This window comes from Pseudomonas sp. TWRC1-2 (genome assembly GCF_049896685.1).
Taxonomy (GTDB): Bacteria; Pseudomonadota; Gammaproteobacteria; order Pseudomonadales; family Pseudomonadaceae; genus Aquipseudomonas.
Genome location: NZ_JAFCUU010000005.1, coordinates 22,565 through 41,597, shown reverse-complemented (window position 1 = coordinate 41,597; position 19,033 = coordinate 22,565). Strand labels below are relative to the sequence as shown.

The window sequence follows — 19,033 nt, the reverse complement described above, 5'->3', positions numbered from 1 at the left end:
CCATGGCGCAGTGGTGATGGTGTGGTTGGTGCTGTGTGCAGTGCAGGATGCTCGGCAGCGGTTGCTCGCCAATCGTCTGACGCTGGGCGTTGCCTTGTTGGCGTTGATCTATCTGCTCTGGACGGGCACCACCTGGCTGGGGGCGTCGACCGGGCAGGGGCTGTTGGCGTTTTTTCTGGCGCTGCTGCTGACCTTGCCCGGCTACGCCATCGGTCGTTTGGGGGCGGGCGACGTGAAGCTGCTCGCAGCGTTGGCGCTGGTGTCGAATGCAGAGTACTTGCTGTGGTCGTTTGTAGGGGCGGCAGTCGCCAATTTGCTCTGGCTGATCGTTTCGCCAACGCTTTGGCCGCATATGAATCAATATCTTAAAAAGCATATGGGTTACTTGGCGCCCGGTGCGTCAAAAAAGCAGCCATTCGCCCCGTTTTTACTGGTGGGTTTTGCCGTTGCGTGGTTTTGGATCCATTAGTCGTCAGCGGGTATTAACGCTATGTACATAGTCAGAAAGTGCGTCTACGTTTAATGAGGAGATGTACCGGATATGTGTCGTAAAGGGATGGTCAATCTTTTGGCTTGAAATGCATGGAGTAGCGCGTGAACAAGCTTACCTCTGCGGTAAAAGTGCTCGTTGTCGACGATCAGCCGCTGATCGTGGAAGAACTCTGTGAATTTCTTGAAAGCAGCGGCTACCGCTGCGTCCCCTGTGAATCCAGCCAACAGGCCGTGAAGCGTTTCAGCGAAGATGCCGAGATCGGCCTGGTGCTGTGCGACCTGCATATGCCGGAGATGGATGGCATCGAGTTGGTGCAGGCCCTGCAAAAAATCGCCGGTAAGCAGCGCGCGTTCGAAGCCATCATGTTGACCGGTCGCGCTGACAAGCAGGACGTGATCAAGGCCCTGCGTGCCGGCATCGCGGACTACTACCAGAAGCCCATCAACCTGCACGAGTTGCTCGAAGGCTTGCAGCGCCAGGACGCCGCGCTGCAAGAGCGCAAAAAGGACCTGCAACTGGGTAACTTGAATCAGAAACTGCAGTTTCTTTCCGAGTCCATCAACGACCTGTATCAGGACCTCGATAAAGTGCGCAGCAGTGGGCCTGGACGGGAAAGCGACGAGGCTTCGGCCGAGGATGCCGGGCCGGTGGAAATCCCGGCGATCTTCAACCAGTTGTCGCCACGCCAATTGGATGTCGCACGGCTGGTGGGCAAGGGGCAGACCAACTATCAGATCGCCTGCGAATTGGGCATCACTGAAAACACGGTGAAGCTGTACGTGTCCCAAGTGCTGCGCCTGACGCACATGCACAACCGCACGCAATTGGCATTGGCGTTATCGCCAAATAATTCATCGCTGCGCCAGCGAGTGACGGCGCACTGATCTGCCCGTTTAAACTCGGTCAAAATGTGGGAGCGGGCTTGCCCGCGAATGCGGTGTATCAGCCAACCTATTGGGTGACTGGCACACTGCATTCGCGAGCAAGCCCGCTCCCACATTAGATCTGCTGTGTGTCAGTGATAGATCAATTGCTGCCTCCGGTTTTCCCCCCCACCTTCTGCTCGAAATACTCCGGAATCGGATACTTGTAGCTGTCCAGCAAACGCTGGTGCGCCTTGTCACGTTCGGCCGCCGAGGCCTTCTGAGGTGTTTGCGACGCGGCGCTGCCCGTGACCTGCAGCGTCAGCCATTGCTCGGTCAAGGCTTGCTGGGGCGATGACGGGCCGGGCTCGATGGCCATGGCGCTGAAGGGCAACACGAGCATGGCCAGGCTGGCGAGATAAGGTGTTTTCATCATCAATTCCTCGGGGTGCTTGCGGCATCACTGACAGCGGCGACTTGATCCTTGGCTTTGGCGACGGATGTGCTTGAGCCTTTGAGTTTCTCGGCGCGGGCCTGGGCCTCAGTGACTTGCTCGGGGCTCAGGCCCATCTGGCTGACCAGTTGCGCGGCCTGCTTCCAGTTGTCCTGATAAATCAACAGCGTCACCAGGTTGACCGCCGCCAGCGGGTCGCTCTGCTTGAGTTCCATGGCGGTCATGAATTCAAAGCGCGCGTCGTCCAGGCGCAGTTGGTTGAGGTACACCACGCCCAGGTCGTTGCGGATTTTCTCGTCGGTGGGCGCCAGCCGAGCGGCGCGTTGCAAGTGGGCCATCGCTTGCCCGTTATCACCCTTGGCCGAAGCGACCTGCCCCAGGCCGTGTTCGCCTTCGGCGGCCATGCAGGTGCCGATCAGGCTGCGGTACAACGGCTCGGCTTCGCTGCGCCCGAGCAGGCGATAGGCCTTGGCCTGGCGCAGGCGCACCTGGGGCAGATTGGCCGGCAAGCCTTGCAGGTTGGCGAGGCTGGCGTGCAGCTTGCCGTCGCCGGCCATTTCATCGGCCAGGTTCAGCGACAGCTCCTGATCGGAACTGGGCTTGGGGCAACTGCCGGTGCCGGTAAACGCGCCCCACGGGGTTTGGCCATTGGTGGCGCAGCCACTTAGCAGCAACAGGCTCAAACCGGCTATCAAGGCTTTCATCGGGCGCTCCTCATAAGTTACTCAAGGCCCGGGTGATGCCGATAAAGGCGGGTCCCCCGAGCACGATCAGCAAGGCGGGAAACAAAAACACCATCATCACCACGGACATTTTTGCCGACATCTTCGAGACGAATTCCTGGATCCGCGTGAGGCGTCGGTCGTCGAGCAATTGCTTGAGCGACAGCAGCGATTTCATCGCGCCGCCGCCTTGCTGAACCAGCTGCTGGAGGATGGTGCAGGTGTCGGTGAATTCATCCACGGCCAGCAGCCGAGCGGTCTTGCCCAGCTCCTCGCTCAGCTCAAGGCCCGAGTCGACCCGTGTCAGGATCAAGCGCAACTCATGGGTCAGCGCCGGCAACAGGCGTTGCGCTTCAATGCTCAGCACGCGCAACGCTTGCTCAACCGCCATGCCGGATTCGAACAGAATGCGCAGCAGCGGAATGAAGGTCGATACCTCGCGGGAGATGCGTTGCTGGCGCGCCTTGGCGGCCCTGGCCAGAATGCGCTTGGGCAACAGATAACCGATGCCCAGGGCCAGCAACGGCGCCAGCCACGGCGAGCCGGTCGCGGGGTACATCACTTGCTGAACCACCAGGGTCATGATCAACAGCAGCAACGGCGTACCGACCTGGAAGGCGGCGAACATCGAGCGCTGGTTGGCTTTGCGCCAACCGACACGGTTGAGCAGGATCTGGGTTTCGTTGTCCAGGCTCACCGAGCGTTGCGCGAGCGGGCTGCTGCCCAGCTGGCGCATCAGCGTGCCGAACCTGTGTTCGCGCGCCATCTGGCCCTGCAAACGTTGGGCAACCAGGCGCTGGCCGCGCCGGTGTTTTATCAGGTTGGCCAGCACTAACCCGAGGGCGGCAATAAACAGTACAGCGCTGATCAGCAGTGCAATCGCCATCTCATACGCTCCGCAACATGCGCCACAGGGTGAAGCAGCCCAACAACTGCATCACCAGCGCCACGAACAACAGAATGCGCCCGGTGCCGTCGTTCCACATGGTCATCAGGTACGCGGGGTTCACCGCCAGGAAGTAGCCGATCATCGAGATCGGCAGGGCGGTGAGCACATAGGCCGTGACGCGTGTTTCGCCGGTCAAGGCGCGCAGCTGGCGGGCGGCTTGCTCACGTTCGCGGATCATCTTGATCAGGTTTTCCAACAGCTCGCTGGCGTTGCCGCCATAGCGGTGGTTGACCTTCAAGCCCAGCGCGAACAGGCGAAACTCATCGCGCTCGTAAAATTCGGCAAAGTCGTGGGCCGACTCCGGCAGGCTCACGCCCAGCTGCACGTTGCGCCGGATACGGCCCATGGCTTGTTGCAGCGGGTCTTCGGTAATCTCGATGCCGCCCAGCACCGCGTCGGCCAGGGTACGCCCGGACTTGAGGCTGCGCACGGTGTGGTCGAGCAATTGCGGCAGTTGTTCGATCATGCGCTTTATCCGACGTTGATAGCGCCAGGCGATGTACAGGCGCAGTACCAGCAGCGGCAACACCGCCATCACCAACAGACCGATCCAGCCGGCAACCAGCAGGCCCAGGACTGCACCCAGCGCCCAGATCGCCAGCCACACGCCGAGGTTGTCACTGGGTTTGCCCAGGCCGGCGCGCAGGAACATGCGCTCCACGCCGCTCCACTGGCCGTTCTCTTCGACGAGCTGCGGCTGGCCTTCGGCAAGGCGGCCGAGCACGCGTTCGGTCTGGGCGCGGCGCAAACCGATCTGGAAGGAACGAATCGACAGGCCGATCAGAATCAGGCAGATGAGCAACAGGATGGCCCCGGTCATGCTTGCGTCCCCTTCAAGGCAGTAACGGTTCGCGGCGCAGTTTTTCACCGGCCGGGTTGACCGCCTCGCGCAGAAAGCCGAAGCCGGTGCGCCGGTCATGGCGGAACAGGGTGTTGGTCACGTACACGTCTTCACGGATGCCGACCACCTCGACCACTTCGCTGACGCAACGACGGCCGTCCGGCAGGCGGGTCAGTTGAATCACCACATCCAGCGCCGCACAGATCATTTGTCGCAGGGTTTTCTCCGCCACCACCCGGCCGGTCAAACCCACCAGGGTTTCCAGGCGCAGCAAGGCATCGGCCGCGTTGTTGGCGTGCACGGTACTCATGGAACCGTCGTGGCCGGTGTTCATGGCGGTCAGTACATCAAGCACTTCCACGCCGCGAATCTCACCCAGAATGATGCGGTCGGGGCGCATCCGCAGGGCGTTGCGGATCAGGTCGCTGGCTTTCACCTCACCATGGCCCTCGGCGTTCGGCGGGCGGGTTTCCAGGCGCACGACGTGAGGGTGACCCAGTTGCAGTTCGGCCACGTCTTCGATGGTGACGAGCCGCTCATGCGGGTTGATCAGCTGACTGAGAATATTCAGCAGCGTGGTTTTACCGGTGCCGGTGCCGCCGCTGATCAGGATGTTGCAGCGCTTGCCCACCGCCTCCTGGAAGAAGTCGAAGATGTTCTGGTCGATGGTCTGCATGGCCACCAAATCGCTGCTCTTGAGCATGTCCTTGCGAAACTTTCGAATCGACAGGCACGGCCCGTCCAGGGCAATCGGCGGGATGATCGCATTGACCCGGCTGCCATCGGGCAGGCGCGCATCCACCATGGGCGACGACTCGTCCAGACGCCGGCCCAGAGGCGCGAGGATGCGCTGCATGACGCGCTCCACGTGGTGCGCGTCGATAAAGCGCAGGTCACTTTGATGCAGCACACCGTCACGCTCGATAAACACCCGGTGCGGGCCGTTGACCAGGATTTCCGTCACCGACGGGTCGCGCAGCAGCACTTCCAGTGGGCCGAAACCGGTCAGTTCATCGACGATTTCTTCGGCCAGGCGCTCCATTTCATAGCGCGAGATCGCCAGGTGCATGCGGTTGATGTATTCGGCCACCTTGTCGATGACAAATTGCGCCAGCAGCGGGCGTGAGCCTTCCAGCAGATTCTTGCCCGACTCTTCGATGGCATCGATGATGTACCGATGCAGCACCAGCTTGAGCCCATCGTGGTCGGTGTTGCCACCGATGCCGCGAGCGGGGGCGCCGAAGAGTTTTTCGCCGTTCATTTGCCGGTGCCCAGCAGGCGGTCAAGCCAGTTGTGAGAAGGTTTTTTCATGCCTTCCGAGCGTTTTGCCAGGCGTTCGCCCAGGGTTTTCAGGCCAAGGGTCAGCGGTTCTCGCGGGGCCAGGGCGAACAAGGTTTGCCCCTGGTTTTTCGCATTCAGGCGTACCTCCGGGCTCAGTGGCAACACGGCAATTACCTCCAGCCCAAAGCTCTTTCCCAGCGCCTCGGAATCGGGTGCGCAGCTTTTGATGTAGCGATCGACCAGCAGCTTGGCGTGCTCCAGTTTCATGCCTTTTTCGCGCCACTGGTTGAGTATCGCGAGGTTGCGACGGCAGTCGAGCACGCTTTGATCGGTGCACCACAACAGCTTGTCGCAGTGGCTGACAAAGGTGCGCAGCGCTTCGCTGTCCTGCTGGCCGGCGAGGTTGACCACGATGTGCTGGAAGTGCTGGCGCAGGGCGCTGAGCAGCATGTACAGCTCGGCGGCGCTGGTCTGTTCCAGCGGCTCATCGTTGGGGGCGTAGGCGAGGATGCGCAGGCCGTCCTCGGCAGAGGTGAAGGCGCTGTTGATCAAGGTCGCGTCCAGCCGCCGCAGGTGGCGCAGGGCATCGCCAAAATTGAACGAGCTTTCCAGCCCCAGCAGCGCCAGGCTGTCACCGCGTGGCAGGCCCAGGTCCAGCAGCAGAGTTTGCTGGCCGCTCTTTTGTACAACCAGCGCCAAGTGACCTGCGAGCAGGGCGCCGTCGGCATTGCTTTGAGTGCCGTACAGCACCGTGAGGCCGCCCAGTTGGGTGTTGGTGGTCACGGGCGGCAGGCGTTTACTCAGGCGGCGCACCAGCCCGGCCACTTCGCTTGAGCGTGAACCGTAGGCGACAAAATCCCGCGCCCCGGCGCGCATCGCATTGAGCACCAACTGGTTGTCCATGCCGTCACCGAGGGCGACGATGGCCAGCATCGGTTTGGCTTCCAGCGCGCCTTCGATCAGCGCGCTCTGGGCCACCACATGCTCGCGGTCGAGGCCGATAAACACCAGGTTGGCGAAGGTCACATCGACCAGCGCCAGTAACTCGTCCAGCGTGCCGCTGCCGGCACTGACCACTTGGCCAAGCGGTGCCAGCGCGCCCTGCAGCCACTCAAGGTCAGTGGTGTTGCGGGTGATTGCCAGGAAAGTCTGGCTCAGGCTATCGCTCATTGTGATAACCCATTGTTGCGGTCGAAATTGCCGTTTTCCAGGAAGTACAGGCGGTACCAGTTCGGGTCGTAGTTGCGCAGGTTCTCGCCAGGCAACGACGGCAGTTGAGCGTTGGCGGCCAGCGGCTGAACCAGGTGCGGCGTGACGATCATCAGCAGCTCTTTGTCCTGGCGGTTGACCGAAGAATCGCGAAAGAACGCGCCCAGGATCGGAATGTCACCCAGGCCCGGAAACTTGCTGATGTTGGTGGTGTTGTTGCTGCTGATCAGGCCGCTGATCACGAAACTCTCGCCATCGGCCAGGGACACGCTGGTGTCGGTGCGGCGGATGGTCAGCGCCGGTACCTGGATGTTTTGAATGACCACGGCGTTGGTGTAGTCCAGCTCGCTGACTTCCGGTGCCACCTTGAGGGAAATCCGGTTGCGGTCGATGACGGTGGGGGTCAGGGTCAGGCGAATGCCGAACTCTTTGTACTCGATGGAGATGGTGTCACTGCCACTGCTGGGCACCGGGATCGGGATCTCGCCACCGGCGAGGAAGGTCGCGCTTTGCCCGCTCATGGCCACCAGGCTTGGGCGTGCCAGGGTGTAGGCAAAACCGCTGCTTTCCAGGGCGTTGATCATCGCCGAGACACGCCCGCCGCCAAAGCCGATGTTGAACTGGTCAGCGCTCACCGGCAGCTTGAAGGTGCTGGACGTGGGAAATAACAGGTTGGGGCTGCCGAGGAAAAAGTTTTTGCCCATGCCCAGGATCTTGGTGCTGGCTTCCTTGAGTTTGGTGCGGCTGACCTCGACAAAGCGGATGTCGGTCTGCACTTGGCTGGGCAGCGAGGGATCATCCGCTGGCGCCAGTGACAGGCTGGTCAGCGCCGCTGTGGCCTTGCCTTTGACAAACACCATGCTCTGGCGCGGCGTGTTGGAACAGGCGGTCCAGACCATCAGGCTGGTGGTGCCGGAGGCGATGCCGGTCAGCAGGAAGCCGCGATCGCCGTTGAGGTGCACGTCGGCGATTTTCGGGTCGCCGATGGCCAGACGCGTGATCGCCACCGGTGACTGCAGCTCCTGTTGCAGGCCTTCGCCCACCGAAAGGGCTGCGGGTAATTGGCCCAAGCTACTGCAGTTGCCGGTGGCGGCCACGGCCCCGCCCACCGACAGGTTCGACAGCAGCAGGGCACAGGCAATTTTCAGCGTGAACACCGGTGCGAAACGTCGGCTCATGCACAGCATCCTTGTTCAATCAGGCGTTTGTTGGGTGGCTTGGTTGCCGCGGATCACCTCCACACCGGTGCGGTGCGGAGCGCTCTGGGCGACTTTTTTCGGGGCTTGGGCAAAGGCCAGTTGCGTGAACTGGTAAAGGTCGCGATTAGCGCTTTGCAGCTTGCCCGGTGCGTCGCTTTCGCCGGCCCAGTACTGGCTCAGCAAGCGTTCGTCGGCACTGCGCACGGCCAGGCGCAAAGTGCCGGCCTGGGAGGCAAGCATCAGCCGGCTCAGCAGTTGCTCGGGCACCGCCAGCACAACCGTGCGCGAGGGTGCACGGCGTTGGGCTTTTTCTTCGGCGGTCATCGCCGGCGGGGAGGCGGGAGTGCCGTCGTTGGTCAGGCCCATTTGGTCGCCGACGCTGAGCAAGCGCATGGCGGGGACGACTACTTGGGCCGATTGTTCGAGGTTGGCGGTGTCCTGGCGCAGGTAGAGCAACACGTCCACGTAGTCGCCGGGACTCAATTGGCCGGCGGCGCCGATCACTTCATCCACGGCCACCGCCAGGGCGCGTTCGTCAGGGCGGATCATGCGCGCCAGCGGCCCGCCGGGCGTGAAGCTTTCTTCGTTGAGCCAAGTGCCGGCCTGCAATGCGCGCCAGGGCGTGCGGCCAATGGCCTGGTCGACACTGGTCATGCTGCCAGCCGGCACGGTGCGCAGTTTTTCTACACTGAGGTCGGCGGCATTCAGGGCGACAAAGGGCGGTACATCGTGGGCCAGTACGACCACTGGCTGGCGGGTCTGGTCTTCCACCACGGCGACGGCTTTTTCGACCGGCGCGGTCTGTGGCGGCGGTGGCGGCGCCGGGGCAGGTTCACGACTGAGCACTAATCCCCAATAACCGGCAAACAGTGCACCGACCAAAAGCACGCCGGCCAGTATCATACTCAGACGTGTGTTCACGACGGCTCTCCCTTTCCTGTTGCACCACAGCCTGTCTATCCGAACAGGCTAATCACGCAACCGGCTGCTATGAACAGCGGACTAACTATTTCGCTATTTGAAGGTAGTTCAGCTAGGACGAAATGCCATTACTGACAGAAAGATTTCTTCGCCCCGCCATAACTAGCCTTTTAAATCACGGATTTAAGGCGTCAGTAAGGCGACCTCTACTTTGTAATTAATCAGTTCTTACAGTTGTGAGCGCGTGGTTTGTTGACAATGCTCAGGTGGCACATCGCAATTACTGTGCAGGACACCGTGATAGGGCGCCTGGTCGCCAAAGGAGCAGTACAAATGATCCTTGATCTGTTGATTAAACTTCACGTTCAACTCCAGCTGCTTTTTCATCGCAAGGAAGGCGCCACGGCGATTGAATACCTCATTCTCGTGGCAATTGTGGCGTTGGTGATACTGGCAGCCGGTACTACGCTAGGACCGAAGATCACGACGTTCTTTGGCAAAATCCAGACCGCCATTACCACAACGTAAATAATGATTGTGCAAACCCTTGATAGGGCGTTAAGTCGCCAGAGGAGAAGTACGATGGTCCTTGATCTGTTGATGAAACTGCATGTTCAGCTTCAGTTGCTCTTGCGCAATAAAGAGGGGGCGACGGCGATTGAATACCTCATCCTCGTGGCCATTGTGGCGCTGGTGGTACTCGCCGCAGGCACGACACTGGGGCCTCAGATCACGACCTTCTTCGGTAAAATTCAGAGCGCCATTACCACGACGTAAGTCGCAGGCAGCATCTTGTGAGTACGCTCGTTATTGATCGGCTATGCCAGGTAGTGCCCATGAATGCTGCATCTGGACCTTTACGCCAACAGATCCTGTTGGTGGATGACGAAGAAGATGCCCTCGTAGAACTGGCGGAGTCGCTGGAGAACGAGGGCTTCGTTTGTTTTACCGCCACCTCCGTGACCTTCGCGCTGCAGGAGCTGACCCTCAACCCTGACATCGCGCTGGTCATCACCGACCTGCGCATGCCTGAAGAAAGCGGGATCTCGCTGATCAGGCGCCTGCGCGAACACACCGATCGCCAACACCTGCCGGTCATCGTGATGTCGGGCCATGCCGAGATGGATGACGTCAGCGACATGCTGCGCCTGCAGGTGCTGGACCTGTTTCGCAAACCCATCTATCTGGTGCGGTTGATCGATACCCTCAACAGCCTGTTTCCGCTGATCAAACACAAACTGTAGGCGCGGGCTTGCTGCGGCCAGAGGCCTGTCCGTGGCGAGCGTGCTTGTCTGTGGCGAGCGGGCTTGCCCCGCGTTGCGCTGCGAAGCGGCGCCAAAACCTGCCAACGCGGTTTTGACTGGGAAAATGCGGCGTCTGGGTCAGGGCCGCTTCGCGACCCAACGCGGGGCAAGCCCGCTCGCCACAGATAAGCCCCTGGCCAAGGACAAGTCTATTGGCCACGAACGCGCCCACTCGCCACGCAGGCGGGCTACCGCAAACACTCACAGTTGATAGCTGAAACTCAGCGTATACCGCGGCCGCCGGTTGAAGCTGTCCAGGGCGATGTCCGACATTGGCTTGGCGGCTTCAAGGGCGATGTTGTAGTACTTGTTGTCGCCAAAGCGCAGTCCCACAGCCGCCGACGACATGTCGTTACCTTTGACCGGCAGCTCGTTGAACCAGGTTTTGGCGCGGTCGAGCACCACGTAGGGTTGCAGGACCTTTACCCAATCGCCGGCACGGTTGAAGCTGTAGTTGACCTCATAGGCCACGCCCCAACCCTTGTCGCCCGAGGCTTGGTCGTCGGGATAGCCGCGGCCGAAATTCTGCCCGCCGAAGGTGGCGCGTTCACTGTCGGGCAAAGTGTCGTCGCTCCAGTAGAACGCCCCCGACAGCACGCCCTGCCAGTTATCGAAAAACTTGTCGCTTTGCACGCCGGACAGGCGCAGGCGGAAGAAGTCCAGGTCAGGCTTGGTGACTTCCAGGTCGCTGCGGGTAGTGGCCCCCAGACCATTGATGCCTTGGTACAGGCCGGCGCTGAGGATGCGTAATTGGCGAGTGTCGGCTTTGCGCCAGTCGGCCTCGAATGCCAGCGCGCGCAGGTTGGTTTCGATGTCGAATCGGTTGGGGTAGCCCACCAGTTGATAGCGCGTGGTCTGGTCAACGGCATACAGGCGTGTACCCAGGGTCAAGGATTCGGTGGGTGAAGCAATCAGCGGATGGCTGAGGCCAATGGTGTAGCGATCAATCGCCTGATGCGGCTTGAGTTCGAAGCCACCGTCCAGCTGTATGTTGCTTTTGGGGTCGGCGCGGTAGCGCTCGGCACCCAAGACCAGCTGGCTGCCCTCGGCATTGATGAACTGGCTGTAGCCCACACGGTAGTAATGTTCTTTATCGTCGCCCGGCGGGAACAGGCCGCTGACGTTGAGCTGTTCGCCCATGGACGTCTGGGAGTTGCTGGTGGCGGTGAGCAGGGCTTGGGTGCCGCCACGGTTTTCGTCGACCAGGCTCATGCTGGTAGTAAACGGCTTGCGTGTGGCTTCGATTTTCATGTGCGTGGCGCCATCCGTGGTGCCCGGCGGTGGCACTTGCGCTTGCAGGGTTACGCCGGGGATACGGCCCATCAGGGTGGTATAGCGCTCGAACGTCTTGCGCGTGAGCGGCCGTTCAGCCAACAGTTTTTCTGCCAGTTTATCGACGTAGGCCGACACCGAGCCGATGTCGCCGCTTTGCTGATAATCCTTGATGTAACCCTCCACCAATACCACGCGCACCAGGCCGTTTTCGAAGGACTGTTGCGGCAGGAACGCGTAGGACAACAGGTAGCCGTCGTCCTGATAGCGACGGGTGATGCTGCGGGTGGCTTCGATCAGTTGCGCAAGGTTGGTCTCATGGCCAATCAGCGATGCGTAGGCCTTGGCCGTGTCCGTCAGCGGGTAGATCGTACCGCCCTCGATCTGCAGCTTGCGGATGGTGACTTTGGTGTCCATCTGCAGCGGCTGATTCTGGGTCGCAGGCGCTTGCGGCACCTGGGTCTGTGGTGTGACCGGTCGATAGGCATCGGCGGGAAGGTTGGGCACAGGCAGGGTGCGAATGGTGTCGTTGCTGTTAAGAAAGCTGGGAAGGGTCTCGGCCTGGACGTAGGCACTGAGGGTTAGCAATAACAACGGCGTCAACACGCGCATAGGACACTCCATGGTCAAACTGCAGCAGCGTTTCGGGCCCGCCGGTTTCTTGGACGCGGTGCGGGAGGGCGCGGCAGTCGTTAACGCCAGCCCATAAAAAAGACGAGAGACTTATAAGGGTCTCTCGTCTCAACCAAGCGTAGGCGCTGTAGGGGAGGCCGTCTAATCGGCCAGGTGCAATTCTATTTTTTGCCGGTCAGGCCGTTGAGCAAACCTCCCAGACCGCCGCTTGTGCCAGTGCTTGCACTGCCATTGGCCGAAGTGCTGGCGCCAGCGCCTACGGTCAGCCCACCGAGCAGACCACCACTGCCACTTGCGCCACTGGTGCCGCCGGTGACTAAGCCGCCCACTGCGCCTACGGTGTTGCCGACGGCCGTGACGGTGGTGCCTACAGCGTTAGTGATCGGGTTGGCATTGGCGGCGGTCAGGTTGGTGCCGATACCGCTGACTGCGCCGCCGACTTGAGTCACCAGGCCGTTGACGGGAGCGCCGATACCGGTGGTGGTGCCGATGTTCTGCGTCAAGGTGCTAACCCCGGTCGTCACAGGATTGAGTGCCGCGCCGACGTTAGTGGCCAAGCCAGCCACCGGCGCTGTAGCGGCGGTGTTGGTGACGCCGGTGCCGCCCAGCACGGTGCCGAGTGAGGCGACCGTGTTGCCCAGTGCGCCACCGGTTACACCGGCTGCACTCACTGTGCCGTTGGTGTTGCCGGCATTCAGACCATTACCCACGTTGGCCACCAGGCCACCCACCAGCTCCGGCAAGCCAGGCGCCGCAGCGCCGCTGGCTGGGGCGACATAACCCCCAGACTTGTCGAGCACGCCACCGACGCCGGTCAGCGCACCGCCGACGATCGTGGTGACCGGGTTGCCGGTGCCGCCGGCGCTGGCAACCTGACCGCCTAGGCCGGTGACGGTGGCGCCAACTTTATCCAGCACACCATTGACCGGGTTGCCCAGGCCCGTTGCCTTGCCGAGGTTGCCGGTGGTGTTTTCCACCAGGGACACCACAGGCACCAGTACTTTGCCGCCAACGGTGTTAGTCAGCGAACCCAATGGGCCCGTGGTACTGGACGTGCTGAGGGTGTCGCCGAGCATCGTGACCGCTTGACCGACGTTATTCACCAGACCCCCCGCCGCAGTGCCGACACCACCGGTCAGGCCGCCGACAACCGGGATGCCACCCAGTGTGGTGCCCAGGGATTGGCCAGCGCCTGAAACACCGGTGCCCAGGTCGGCAACGCCGTTGGCAACACCGGCAACCGTTTTGCCCAGGGAGTTGCTGTCAGTGCCCAATGAGCCCAGACCGGTCGTTACACCGCTGCCGATGCTGGTCACCGCAGTACCGGCGGAGGTCACCAGGCCGCCAGCGGTGACGCCGACGATAGGAACGCCGTTCAGGGTCGAGCCAATTTCACCGACCGCTGTACCGACATTGCCCACCGTGGTGCCCAGGGTGCCAGCAATCTGGCCTGTTACCAGTGGGGTTGTAATCGAGCCGGTGCCACCACCAGTGCCACCGCCGGTGCCGCCTCCAGTGCCGCCTCCAGTGCCGCCGCCAGTACCACCACCCGTGCCACCGCCGGTGCCGCCACCAGTGCCACCGCCAGTTCCGCCGCCGGTGCCGCCACCCGTGCCACCGCCGGTTCCGCCATCAGTGCCACCGCCAGTTCCGCCGCCGGTGCCTCCACCCGTGCCTCCGCCGGTGCCGCCATCTGTGCCGCCACCAGTACCGCCGCCGGTGCCTCCACCAGTGCCACCATCAGTACCGCCGCCAGTTCCACCGCCAGTGCCGCCACCGGAGCCACCGCCTGTACCGCCTCCGGTACCTGTGCCGGCGCCTGCGTCAGGCGACGACGCGGCCACGCTGCTGTGATGTCCACCGCCACCGCTGCTGCAGCCACCGAGGCTCATTGCCATGATCAGGGCCAGCGCGGTACTTGCTTTCCATAGCACTACTTGAGTTTGAGTTTTCATGATTGAGTTCCCTTGCACCTGTACAACCGTGGTTGTTTCAAACGCTCGTTACTTCTAGGGATAGCGATACGTTTGTCCGTGGGGTTATCACAGACCCGGGCACTCTTTCTCGCAACGCTCAACTTGGTATTAACGATTTATATACGGGTCGCCCGACAGTGCTTAGCGACTAATGCCAAAGGTATAGAGAAGGGAGGTATATCGTTTATAAATCAATGGCTTGAATAAAAAAGCGGACCTTTAAAGGTCCGCTATAACTTAAGGTGTATATATACAATTAATCAGCGTTATTCAGGCAATCGGTTGCCACTTTCCTACCATGTGTTCAATGTTACCCGCGCCAGTTAACAGCAACTCACCGCTGGAACCTGGCGCACTGGCCAGCAACGTTACTTCACTGGGCAGGCGGACCGGTTTCTTGAACTCGACCACGATTTCAATATTGGCCGCAGGCAAGTGTTCACCCAGTGCCGCGAGGGTCCGTGCCGTGTTCCATAGTCCATGCGCGATAGCCTGGGGAAAGCCGAATAACTTGGCGGTCAGGGCGCTCAAGTGGATCGGGTTGTAATCGCCTGACACCCGGGCATAGCGGCGGCCGATATCGGCGGGAGCTTTCCAGCAAATCAGTTCGGTGACCTGCGTGGGGCTGGGCAACGCGTCATTCATCGACTCGCCTTCGAGCTTCACGCCCCGGCAGAGCATCTGGCTTTCGGCTTCCCACAGCAGGCCAAGGGCGTCCTCGACGGTGGTGACCACTTCAAATGTGGCACCCTTGGCGTGCGGCTTGAGGTTTTGCGCGTGCACGGCCACCGTCAGCTCGCTGACCGCGCCCAATGGGCGATGCACGCGAATACGGTTGCTCAGGTGAATCAACCCCAGCAAAGGGAACGGAAAGTTGTTTGCGGTGAGCAATTGCATCTGCAAACCGAACGCCAGGATGTGCGGGTAAGTGGCCGGCAGAATGGGGCTGTCGGCAAAGCCGCAGACCTTGCGATAGGCCGCCACGGCCTTGGGATTGACGCTTACCCGGCAGCGCAGCCCCTGTTCGGGCAAGGTGCTGCCGGTGATCTTGCGCTTGAGCGCTGCACGCCAGTACAGCGGCGGTAGAAACGGGGTGGTGCCTAAGGTCTGCCAATCCATGCTTATGCTCCCAGCAGGCTTTGCCCACACACCCGCAGCGCTTGGCCGCTGACCGCTCCGGAACCCGGTTGGCCGAGCCAGGCCACTGCCTCGGCCACGTCCTGCGGCAAGCCGCCCTGGCCCAGTGAACTCATGCGCCGCCCGGCTTCGCGCAGGGCGAAGGGAATGTGCGCGGTCATCTGGGTTTCGATGAAGCCAGGCGCCACGGCATTGATGCTGATCCCGCGTTCGCTCAACAAGGGTGCCCAGGCCTGGGCCAGGCCGATCAGCCCGGCCTTGCTCGCGGCGTAGTTGGTTTGCCCGCGGTTGCCGGCGATGCCGCTGATGGACGCCAGCAGCACCACGCGCCCGTTGTCGTGCAGGGTGCCGCTGTCGAGCAGGGCCTTGGTCAGCACCTGCGGTGCGTTGAGGTTGACCGCCAGCACCGCGTCCCAGTATTCCGGGGTCATATTGGCCAGGGTTTTGTCGCGGGTGATGCCGGCGTTGTGCACCACGATGTCGATGCCGTCCGGCAGGTGTTCGATCAATTGCGTTGCCGCGTCTTCGGCGCAAATATCCAGCACCACGGTGCGGGCGCCCAGGCGTGCAGCGAGGGCGTCGAGATCGGCCTTGGCCTGCGGCACATCAAGCACGATCACCTCGGCGCCGTCGCGCGCCAGGGTTTCAGCGATCGAGGCGCCAATCCCACGCGCGGCACCGGTGACCAGCGCCTTGCGCCCGGCCAACGGGCGAGTCCAATCCTCGACCGGCGTGGCGCAGGCTTGCAGGCGGATCACCTGGCCAGAGATGTAGGCGCTTTTAGGCGACAGGAAAAACCGCAACGCGCCTTCCAACTGGTCCTCGGCACCTTCGCCCACATACAACAATTGCAACACGCCGCCGCTGCGCAGCTCCTTGGCCAGCGAACGGCTGAAACCCTCCAGGGCACGCTGTGCACTGGCGGCAAACGGATCGCTGAGGCTTTCCGGCGCTCGGCCAAGAATCACCAGGTGCGCGCTGTGGTCGAGATTTTTCAGCAGCGGCTGAAAGAATTCCCGCAGCTGCTTGAGCTGATCGGTGTGCTGCAGGTCGCTGGCGTCGAACACCACGGCCTTGAGCTTGGGGCCGTGTCCGGGAATCCAGGCTGGCGCGGACAGCGGTGCGGCACCGTAACTGTAAATAGCGTCCGTGAGTTTATTGGCAAACGGCAGCACCTTGGCCGCCAGTGCGCCGCCGCCCAACAGCAGCGCGCCTTCCACCGGACGCAGGCGCCCGGCCTGCCAGCGTTCCAGGCGTACCGGTGACGGCAGGCCAATGGCGGCGACCAGGCGATGGCCGAGGCTTGAGTTGGCGAAGTCGATATAACGGTCAGACATGGAACGCTCTCCGAAGGCTGGGGTTCAAAGGGTTGACCACCCCGGTGCGGCAGTCGTTCGATCAGCCTAGGCTAGGCTGGATGATTCCACCCACAACCTTCAGGGAGCTTTCCATGACTCAATTGCGCCGTGTAGCGATCATTGGCGGTAATCGCATCCCCTTCGCCCGGTCCAACGGCCCGTATGCCACGGCGAGTAACCAGGCGATGTTGACCGCAGCCCTGGAAGGCCTGATCGAACGCTACAACCTGCACGGCCTGCGCATTGGCGAAGTGGCCGCGGGTGCGGTGCTCAAGCATTCCCGCGACTTCAACCTCACGCGCGAATGCGTGCTGGGTTCGCGCCTCTCGCCGCAAACCCCGGCCTACGATATTCAACAGGCCTGCGGCACCGGGCTTGAGGCGGCGTTGCTGGTGGCCAACAAGATCGCCCTGGGGCAGATAGAGTGCGGGATCGCCGGTGGCGTCGACACCACGTCCGACGCGCCGATCGGTGTCAATGAAGGCCTGCGCAAGATCCTGCTGCAGGCCAACCGCAGCAAGTCCATGGCGGACAAATTAAAAGTCTTGTTACAACTTCGTCCCCATCACCTCAAGCCGGAACTGCCGCGCAACGGCGAACCGCGCACGGGGCTGTCCATGGGCCAACACTGCGAGTTGATGGCGCAGACCTGGCAGATTCCCCGCGCCGAACAAGACCAGTTGGCCCTTGAAAGCCATCAGAAAATGGCCGCGTCCTACGCCGAAGGCTGGCACAACGATTTGCTCACGCCCTTTCTCGGTCTGACCCGCGACAACAACCTGCGCCCGGACCTGACCCTGGAAAAACTCGCCAGCCTCAAGCCGGTGTTCGAGCGCAGCGAGAAGGGCACGCTCACCGCCGGCAATTCCACGCCGCTGACCGATGGCGCCTCGTTGGTGCTGCTGGGCAGTGAAGCCTGGGCCAGGGAGCGCGGCTTGCCGATCCTGGCGTACCTGCGCGATGGCGAAGCGGCGGCCGTGGATTTCGTCAACGGCGCCGAAGGCCTGCTGATGGCGCCGGTGTACGCCGTGCCCCGTTTGCTGGCGAGAAATGGCCTGACGCTGCAGGACTTTGATTACTACGAGATTCACGAAGCGTTCGCTGCCCAAGTGTTGTGCACGCTCAAAGCCTGGGAAGACCCGGAATATTGCAAAACCCGCCTGGGGCTGGACGCACCGCTGGGTGCCATCGACCGCAGCCGGCTCAACGTCAAGGGCAGTTCATTGGCTGCCGGGCATCCGTTTGCGGCCACCGGCGGGCGCATTGTCGCCAACCTGGCCAAGCTGCTGGACGCGGCGGGCAAGGGACGTGGGCTGATTTCGATCTGCGCCGCGGGCGGGCAGGGCGTGACCGCGATTATCGAGCGCTGAATTGCGCAGAAAAATTGGCATATTGGATGCATTCTTAAGTGTCAAAGGTCGCTAGCCTCTCCCCGAGGCGAGCCGATTGCCGTATAACGAGTGCCATACGCGTGTTTGGTAATAAAGGACCCACAATAAAAGCTGATGAAGACTCCTAAACGCATTGAACCCCTGATCGAAGACGGTCTGGTCGACGAAGTGCTGCGCCCACTCATGAGTGGTAAAGAAGCAGCTGTTTATGTGGTGCGCTGCGGCAACGAATTGCGTTGCGCCAAGGTTTACAAGGAGGCGAACAAACGAAGTTTTCGTCAGGCGTCCGAATACCAGGAAGGCCGTAAGGTCCGTAACAGCCGCCAGGCCCGAGCCATGGCCAAAGGCTCCAAGTTCGGCAAGAAAGAAACCGAAGATGCCTGGCAGAACGCCGAAGTCGCGGCGTTGTTCCGCCTCGCCGGTGCGGGCGTTCGGGTGCCCAAGCCGTACGACTTCCTTGAAGGCGTGCTGTTGATGGAGCTGGTGGCCGACGAGTACGGCGATGCGGCGCCACGTCTGAATGACGTGACGCTGGAGCCGGACCAGGCGCGCGAATACCACGCCTTCCTGATTTCCCAGATCGTGCTGATGCTGTGTACCGGTCTGGTGCACGGTGACTTGTCCGAGTTTAACGTGCTGCTCACGCCGACCGGCCCGGTGATCATCGATCTGCCTCAGGCGGTGGATGCGGCGGGCAACAACCACGCGTTCAATATGCTGGAGCGGGATGTGGGCAACATGGCTTCCTACTTCGGGCGCTTTGCCCCGGAGTTGAAGAAGACCAAGTACGCCAAGGAAATGTGGGCGTTGTACGAAGCCGGCACCTTGCACCCCGCCAGCGCATTGACCGGCGAGTTCGACGAACCGGAAGAGCTGGCGGACGTGGGCGGTGTGATTCGCGAGATTGAAGCGGCGCGGTTGGATGAAGAGCGCAAGCAAGCGATTCGCGCGGCGGATGATGCGCCACCGACCAAGACGGCAGAAGAACCGCCGCCGCCTTGGATGCAGTGATCCAGCGACGGTCCACCGG

General features: G+C 61.7%; 19 protein-coding genes. 7 read left to right on the top strand and 12 right to left on the bottom strand.

Annotated features, from left to right (window positions below):
- Positions 1-16: 16 nt before the first annotated feature.
- A complete protein-coding gene (locus tag ACP7B3_RS15625; protein ID WP_426179553.1) occupies positions 17-469 on the top strand; it encodes a prepilin peptidase in 453 nt (150 codons plus the stop codon).
- Between the two features lie 125 nt (positions 470-594).
- A complete protein-coding gene (locus tag ACP7B3_RS15620) occupies positions 595-1,377 on the top strand; it encodes a response regulator transcription factor (protein ID WP_242199087.1) in 783 nt (260 codons plus the stop codon).
- A gap of 142 nt (positions 1,378-1,519) precedes the next feature.
- On the opposite strand, the gene ACP7B3_RS15615 is transcribed toward ACP7B3_RS15620, so the two are convergent.
- The 8 genes from ACP7B3_RS15615 to cpaB are packed head-to-tail and all read right to left on the bottom strand — an operon-like array spanning position 1,520 to position 8,932.
- Positions 1,520-1,789: a DUF3613 domain-containing protein gene (locus ACP7B3_RS15615; RefSeq protein WP_242199090.1), complete on the bottom strand. Its 270-nt coding sequence runs from the start codon at positions 1,787-1,789 to the stop codon at positions 1,520-1,522.
- Positions 1,790-1,791: 2 nt separating this feature from the next.
- Positions 1,792-2,514 carry a tetratricopeptide repeat protein gene (locus tag ACP7B3_RS15610; RefSeq protein WP_426179550.1) on the bottom strand — a complete coding sequence of 241 codons (723 nt, stop codon included), beginning with the start codon at positions 2,512-2,514 and terminating at the stop codon, positions 1,792-1,794.
- Positions 2,515-2,524: 10 nt separating this feature from the next.
- A complete protein-coding gene (locus ACP7B3_RS15605; RefSeq protein WP_145160337.1) occupies positions 2,525-3,418 on the bottom strand; it encodes a type II secretion system F family protein in 894 nt (297 codons plus the stop codon).
- Position 3,419: 1 nt separating this feature from the next.
- Positions 3,420-4,301 carry a type II secretion system F family protein gene (locus ACP7B3_RS15600; protein ID WP_426179548.1) on the bottom strand — a complete coding sequence of 294 codons (882 nt, stop codon included), beginning with the start codon at positions 4,299-4,301 and terminating at the stop codon, positions 3,420-3,422.
- Between the two features lie 13 nt (positions 4,302-4,314).
- Positions 4,315-5,583 carry a CpaF family protein gene (locus ACP7B3_RS15595; protein WP_145160341.1) on the bottom strand — a complete coding sequence of 423 codons (1,269 nt, stop codon included), beginning with the start codon at positions 5,581-5,583 and terminating at the stop codon, positions 4,315-4,317.
- Positions 5,580-6,773, bottom strand: a complete 1,194-nt coding sequence (locus ACP7B3_RS15590) for an AAA family ATPase (protein ID WP_145160343.1) — start codon at positions 6,771-6,773, stop codon at positions 5,580-5,582. The genes ACP7B3_RS15595 and ACP7B3_RS15590 overlap by 4 nt, the downstream gene beginning before the upstream one ends.
- A complete protein-coding gene (locus ACP7B3_RS15585) occupies positions 6,770-7,990 on the bottom strand; it encodes a type II and III secretion system protein family protein (protein WP_416364471.1) in 1,221 nt (406 codons plus the stop codon). Before ACP7B3_RS15585 ends, ACP7B3_RS15590 begins: the two co-directional genes overlap by 4 nt.
- A 15-nt stretch (positions 7,991-8,005) precedes the next feature.
- Positions 8,006-8,932 (bottom strand): Flp pilus assembly protein CpaB, encoded by a 927-nt coding sequence (gene cpaB / locus ACP7B3_RS15580; RefSeq protein ID WP_106577724.1) that lies wholly within the window; start codon positions 8,930-8,932, stop codon positions 8,006-8,008.
- A 333-nt stretch (positions 8,933-9,265) separates the two neighbouring features.
- Between cpaB and ACP7B3_RS15575 the strand changes: the two genes are divergently transcribed.
- From ACP7B3_RS15575 to ACP7B3_RS15565, 3 genes are read left to right on the top strand one after another with little or no spacing between them, the layout of a single operon-like run.
- Positions 9,266-9,460, top strand: a complete 195-nt coding sequence (locus ACP7B3_RS15575) for a Flp family type IVb pilin (RefSeq protein ID WP_119737765.1) — start codon at positions 9,266-9,268, stop codon at positions 9,458-9,460.
- Positions 9,461-9,514: 54 nt separating this feature from the next.
- On the top strand, positions 9,515-9,709 hold the full coding sequence (locus ACP7B3_RS15570; protein WP_145160347.1) for a Flp family type IVb pilin: 195 nt from the start codon (positions 9,515-9,517) through the stop codon (positions 9,707-9,709).
- A 59-nt stretch (positions 9,710-9,768) separates the two neighbouring features.
- Positions 9,769-10,176 (top strand): response regulator, encoded by a 408-nt coding sequence (locus ACP7B3_RS15565; RefSeq protein ID WP_369301507.1) that lies wholly within the window; start codon positions 9,769-9,771, stop codon positions 10,174-10,176.
- A 261-nt stretch (positions 10,177-10,437) separates the two neighbouring features.
- Here ACP7B3_RS15565 and ACP7B3_RS15560 read toward each other — a convergent pair whose 3' ends face one another.
- From ACP7B3_RS15560 to ACP7B3_RS15545, 4 genes are all read right to left on the bottom strand, one after another.
- Positions 10,438-12,120 (bottom strand): ShlB/FhaC/HecB family hemolysin secretion/activation protein, encoded by a 1,683-nt coding sequence (locus ACP7B3_RS15560; RefSeq protein WP_145160350.1) that lies wholly within the window; start codon positions 12,118-12,120, stop codon positions 10,438-10,440.
- Positions 12,121-12,302: 182 nt separating this feature from the next.
- The gene (locus ACP7B3_RS15555) at positions 12,303-14,096 is read right to left on the bottom strand and encodes a collagen-like triple helix repeat-containing protein (protein WP_426179543.1); all 1,794 of its coding nucleotides are present in this window, start codon (positions 14,094-14,096) and stop codon (positions 12,303-12,305) included.
- A gap of 291 nt (positions 14,097-14,387) precedes the next feature.
- A complete protein-coding gene (locus ACP7B3_RS15550) occupies positions 14,388-15,236 on the bottom strand; it encodes a MaoC family dehydratase (RefSeq protein ID WP_426179541.1) in 849 nt (282 codons plus the stop codon).
- A gap of 2 nt (positions 15,237-15,238) precedes the next feature.
- Complete coding sequence (locus ACP7B3_RS15545) at positions 15,239-16,591, bottom strand: 3-oxoacyl-ACP reductase (protein WP_262208970.1); 1,353 nt, start codon at positions 16,589-16,591, stop codon at positions 15,239-15,241.
- Positions 16,592-16,704: 113 nt separating this feature from the next.
- Between ACP7B3_RS15545 and ACP7B3_RS15540 the strand changes: the two genes are divergently transcribed.
- A complete protein-coding gene (locus ACP7B3_RS15540; RefSeq protein ID WP_145160356.1) occupies positions 16,705-17,982 on the top strand; it encodes an acetyl-CoA C-acetyltransferase in 1,278 nt (425 codons plus the stop codon).
- 135 nt (positions 17,983-18,117) lie between these two features.
- Entirely contained in the window at positions 18,118-19,014 is an 897-nt protein-coding gene (locus ACP7B3_RS15535; RefSeq protein ID WP_106577732.1) for a PA4780 family RIO1-like protein kinase, read from the top strand.
- The last annotated feature ends 19 nt before the right edge of the window (positions 19,015-19,033 follow it).

Bases quoted from the DNA above. Each gene is read 5' to 3' on its own strand.
- ACP7B3_RS15625 (WP_426179553.1), top strand. From the start codon at position 17: ATGGTGTGGTTGGTGCTGTGTGCAGTGCAGGATGCTCGGCAGCGGTTG.
- ACP7B3_RS15615 (WP_242199090.1), bottom strand. From the start codon at position 1,789: ATGAAAACACCTTATCTCGCCAGCCTGGCCATGCTCGTGTTGCCCTTC.
- ACP7B3_RS15610 (WP_426179550.1), bottom strand. From the start codon at position 2,514: ATGAAAGCCTTGATAGCCGGTTTGAGCCTGTTGCTGCTAAGTGGCTGC.
- ACP7B3_RS15605 (WP_145160337.1), bottom strand. From the start codon at position 3,418: ATGGCGATTGCACTGCTGATCAGCGCTGTACTGTTTATTGCCGCCCTC.
- ACP7B3_RS15600 (WP_426179548.1), bottom strand. From the start codon at position 4,301: ATGACCGGGGCCATCCTGTTGCTCATCTGCCTGATTCTGATCGGCCTG.
- ACP7B3_RS15595 (WP_145160341.1), bottom strand. From the start codon at position 5,583: ATGAACGGCGAAAAACTCTTCGGCGCCCCCGCTCGCGGCATCGGTGGC.
- ACP7B3_RS15590 (WP_145160343.1), bottom strand. From the start codon at position 6,773: ATGAGCGATAGCCTGAGCCAGACTTTCCTGGCAATCACCCGCAACACC.
- ACP7B3_RS15585 (WP_416364471.1), bottom strand. From the start codon at position 7,990: ATGAGCCGACGTTTCGCACCGGTGTTCACGCTGAAAATTGCCTGTGCC.
- ACP7B3_RS15575 (WP_119737765.1), top strand. From the start codon at position 9,266: ATGATCCTTGATCTGTTGATTAAACTTCACGTTCAACTCCAGCTGCTT.
- ACP7B3_RS15570 (WP_145160347.1), top strand. From the start codon at position 9,515: ATGGTCCTTGATCTGTTGATGAAACTGCATGTTCAGCTTCAGTTGCTC.
- ACP7B3_RS15565 (WP_369301507.1), top strand. From the start codon at position 9,769: ATGAATGCTGCATCTGGACCTTTACGCCAACAGATCCTGTTGGTGGAT.
- ACP7B3_RS15560 (WP_145160350.1), bottom strand. From the start codon at position 12,120: ATGCGCGTGTTGACGCCGTTGTTATTGCTAACCCTCAGTGCCTACGTC.
- ACP7B3_RS15555 (WP_426179543.1), bottom strand. From the start codon at position 14,096: ATGAAAACTCAAACTCAAGTAGTGCTATGGAAAGCAAGTACCGCGCTG.
- ACP7B3_RS15550 (WP_426179541.1), bottom strand. From the start codon at position 15,236: ATGGATTGGCAGACCTTAGGCACCACCCCGTTTCTACCGCCGCTGTAC.
- ACP7B3_RS15545 (WP_262208970.1), bottom strand. From the start codon at position 16,591: ATGTCTGACCGTTATATCGACTTCGCCAACTCAAGCCTCGGCCATCGC.
- ACP7B3_RS15540 (WP_145160356.1), top strand. From the start codon at position 16,705: ATGACTCAATTGCGCCGTGTAGCGATCATTGGCGGTAATCGCATCCCC.
- ACP7B3_RS15535 (WP_106577732.1), top strand. From the start codon at position 18,118: ATGAAGACTCCTAAACGCATTGAACCCCTGATCGAAGACGGTCTGGTC.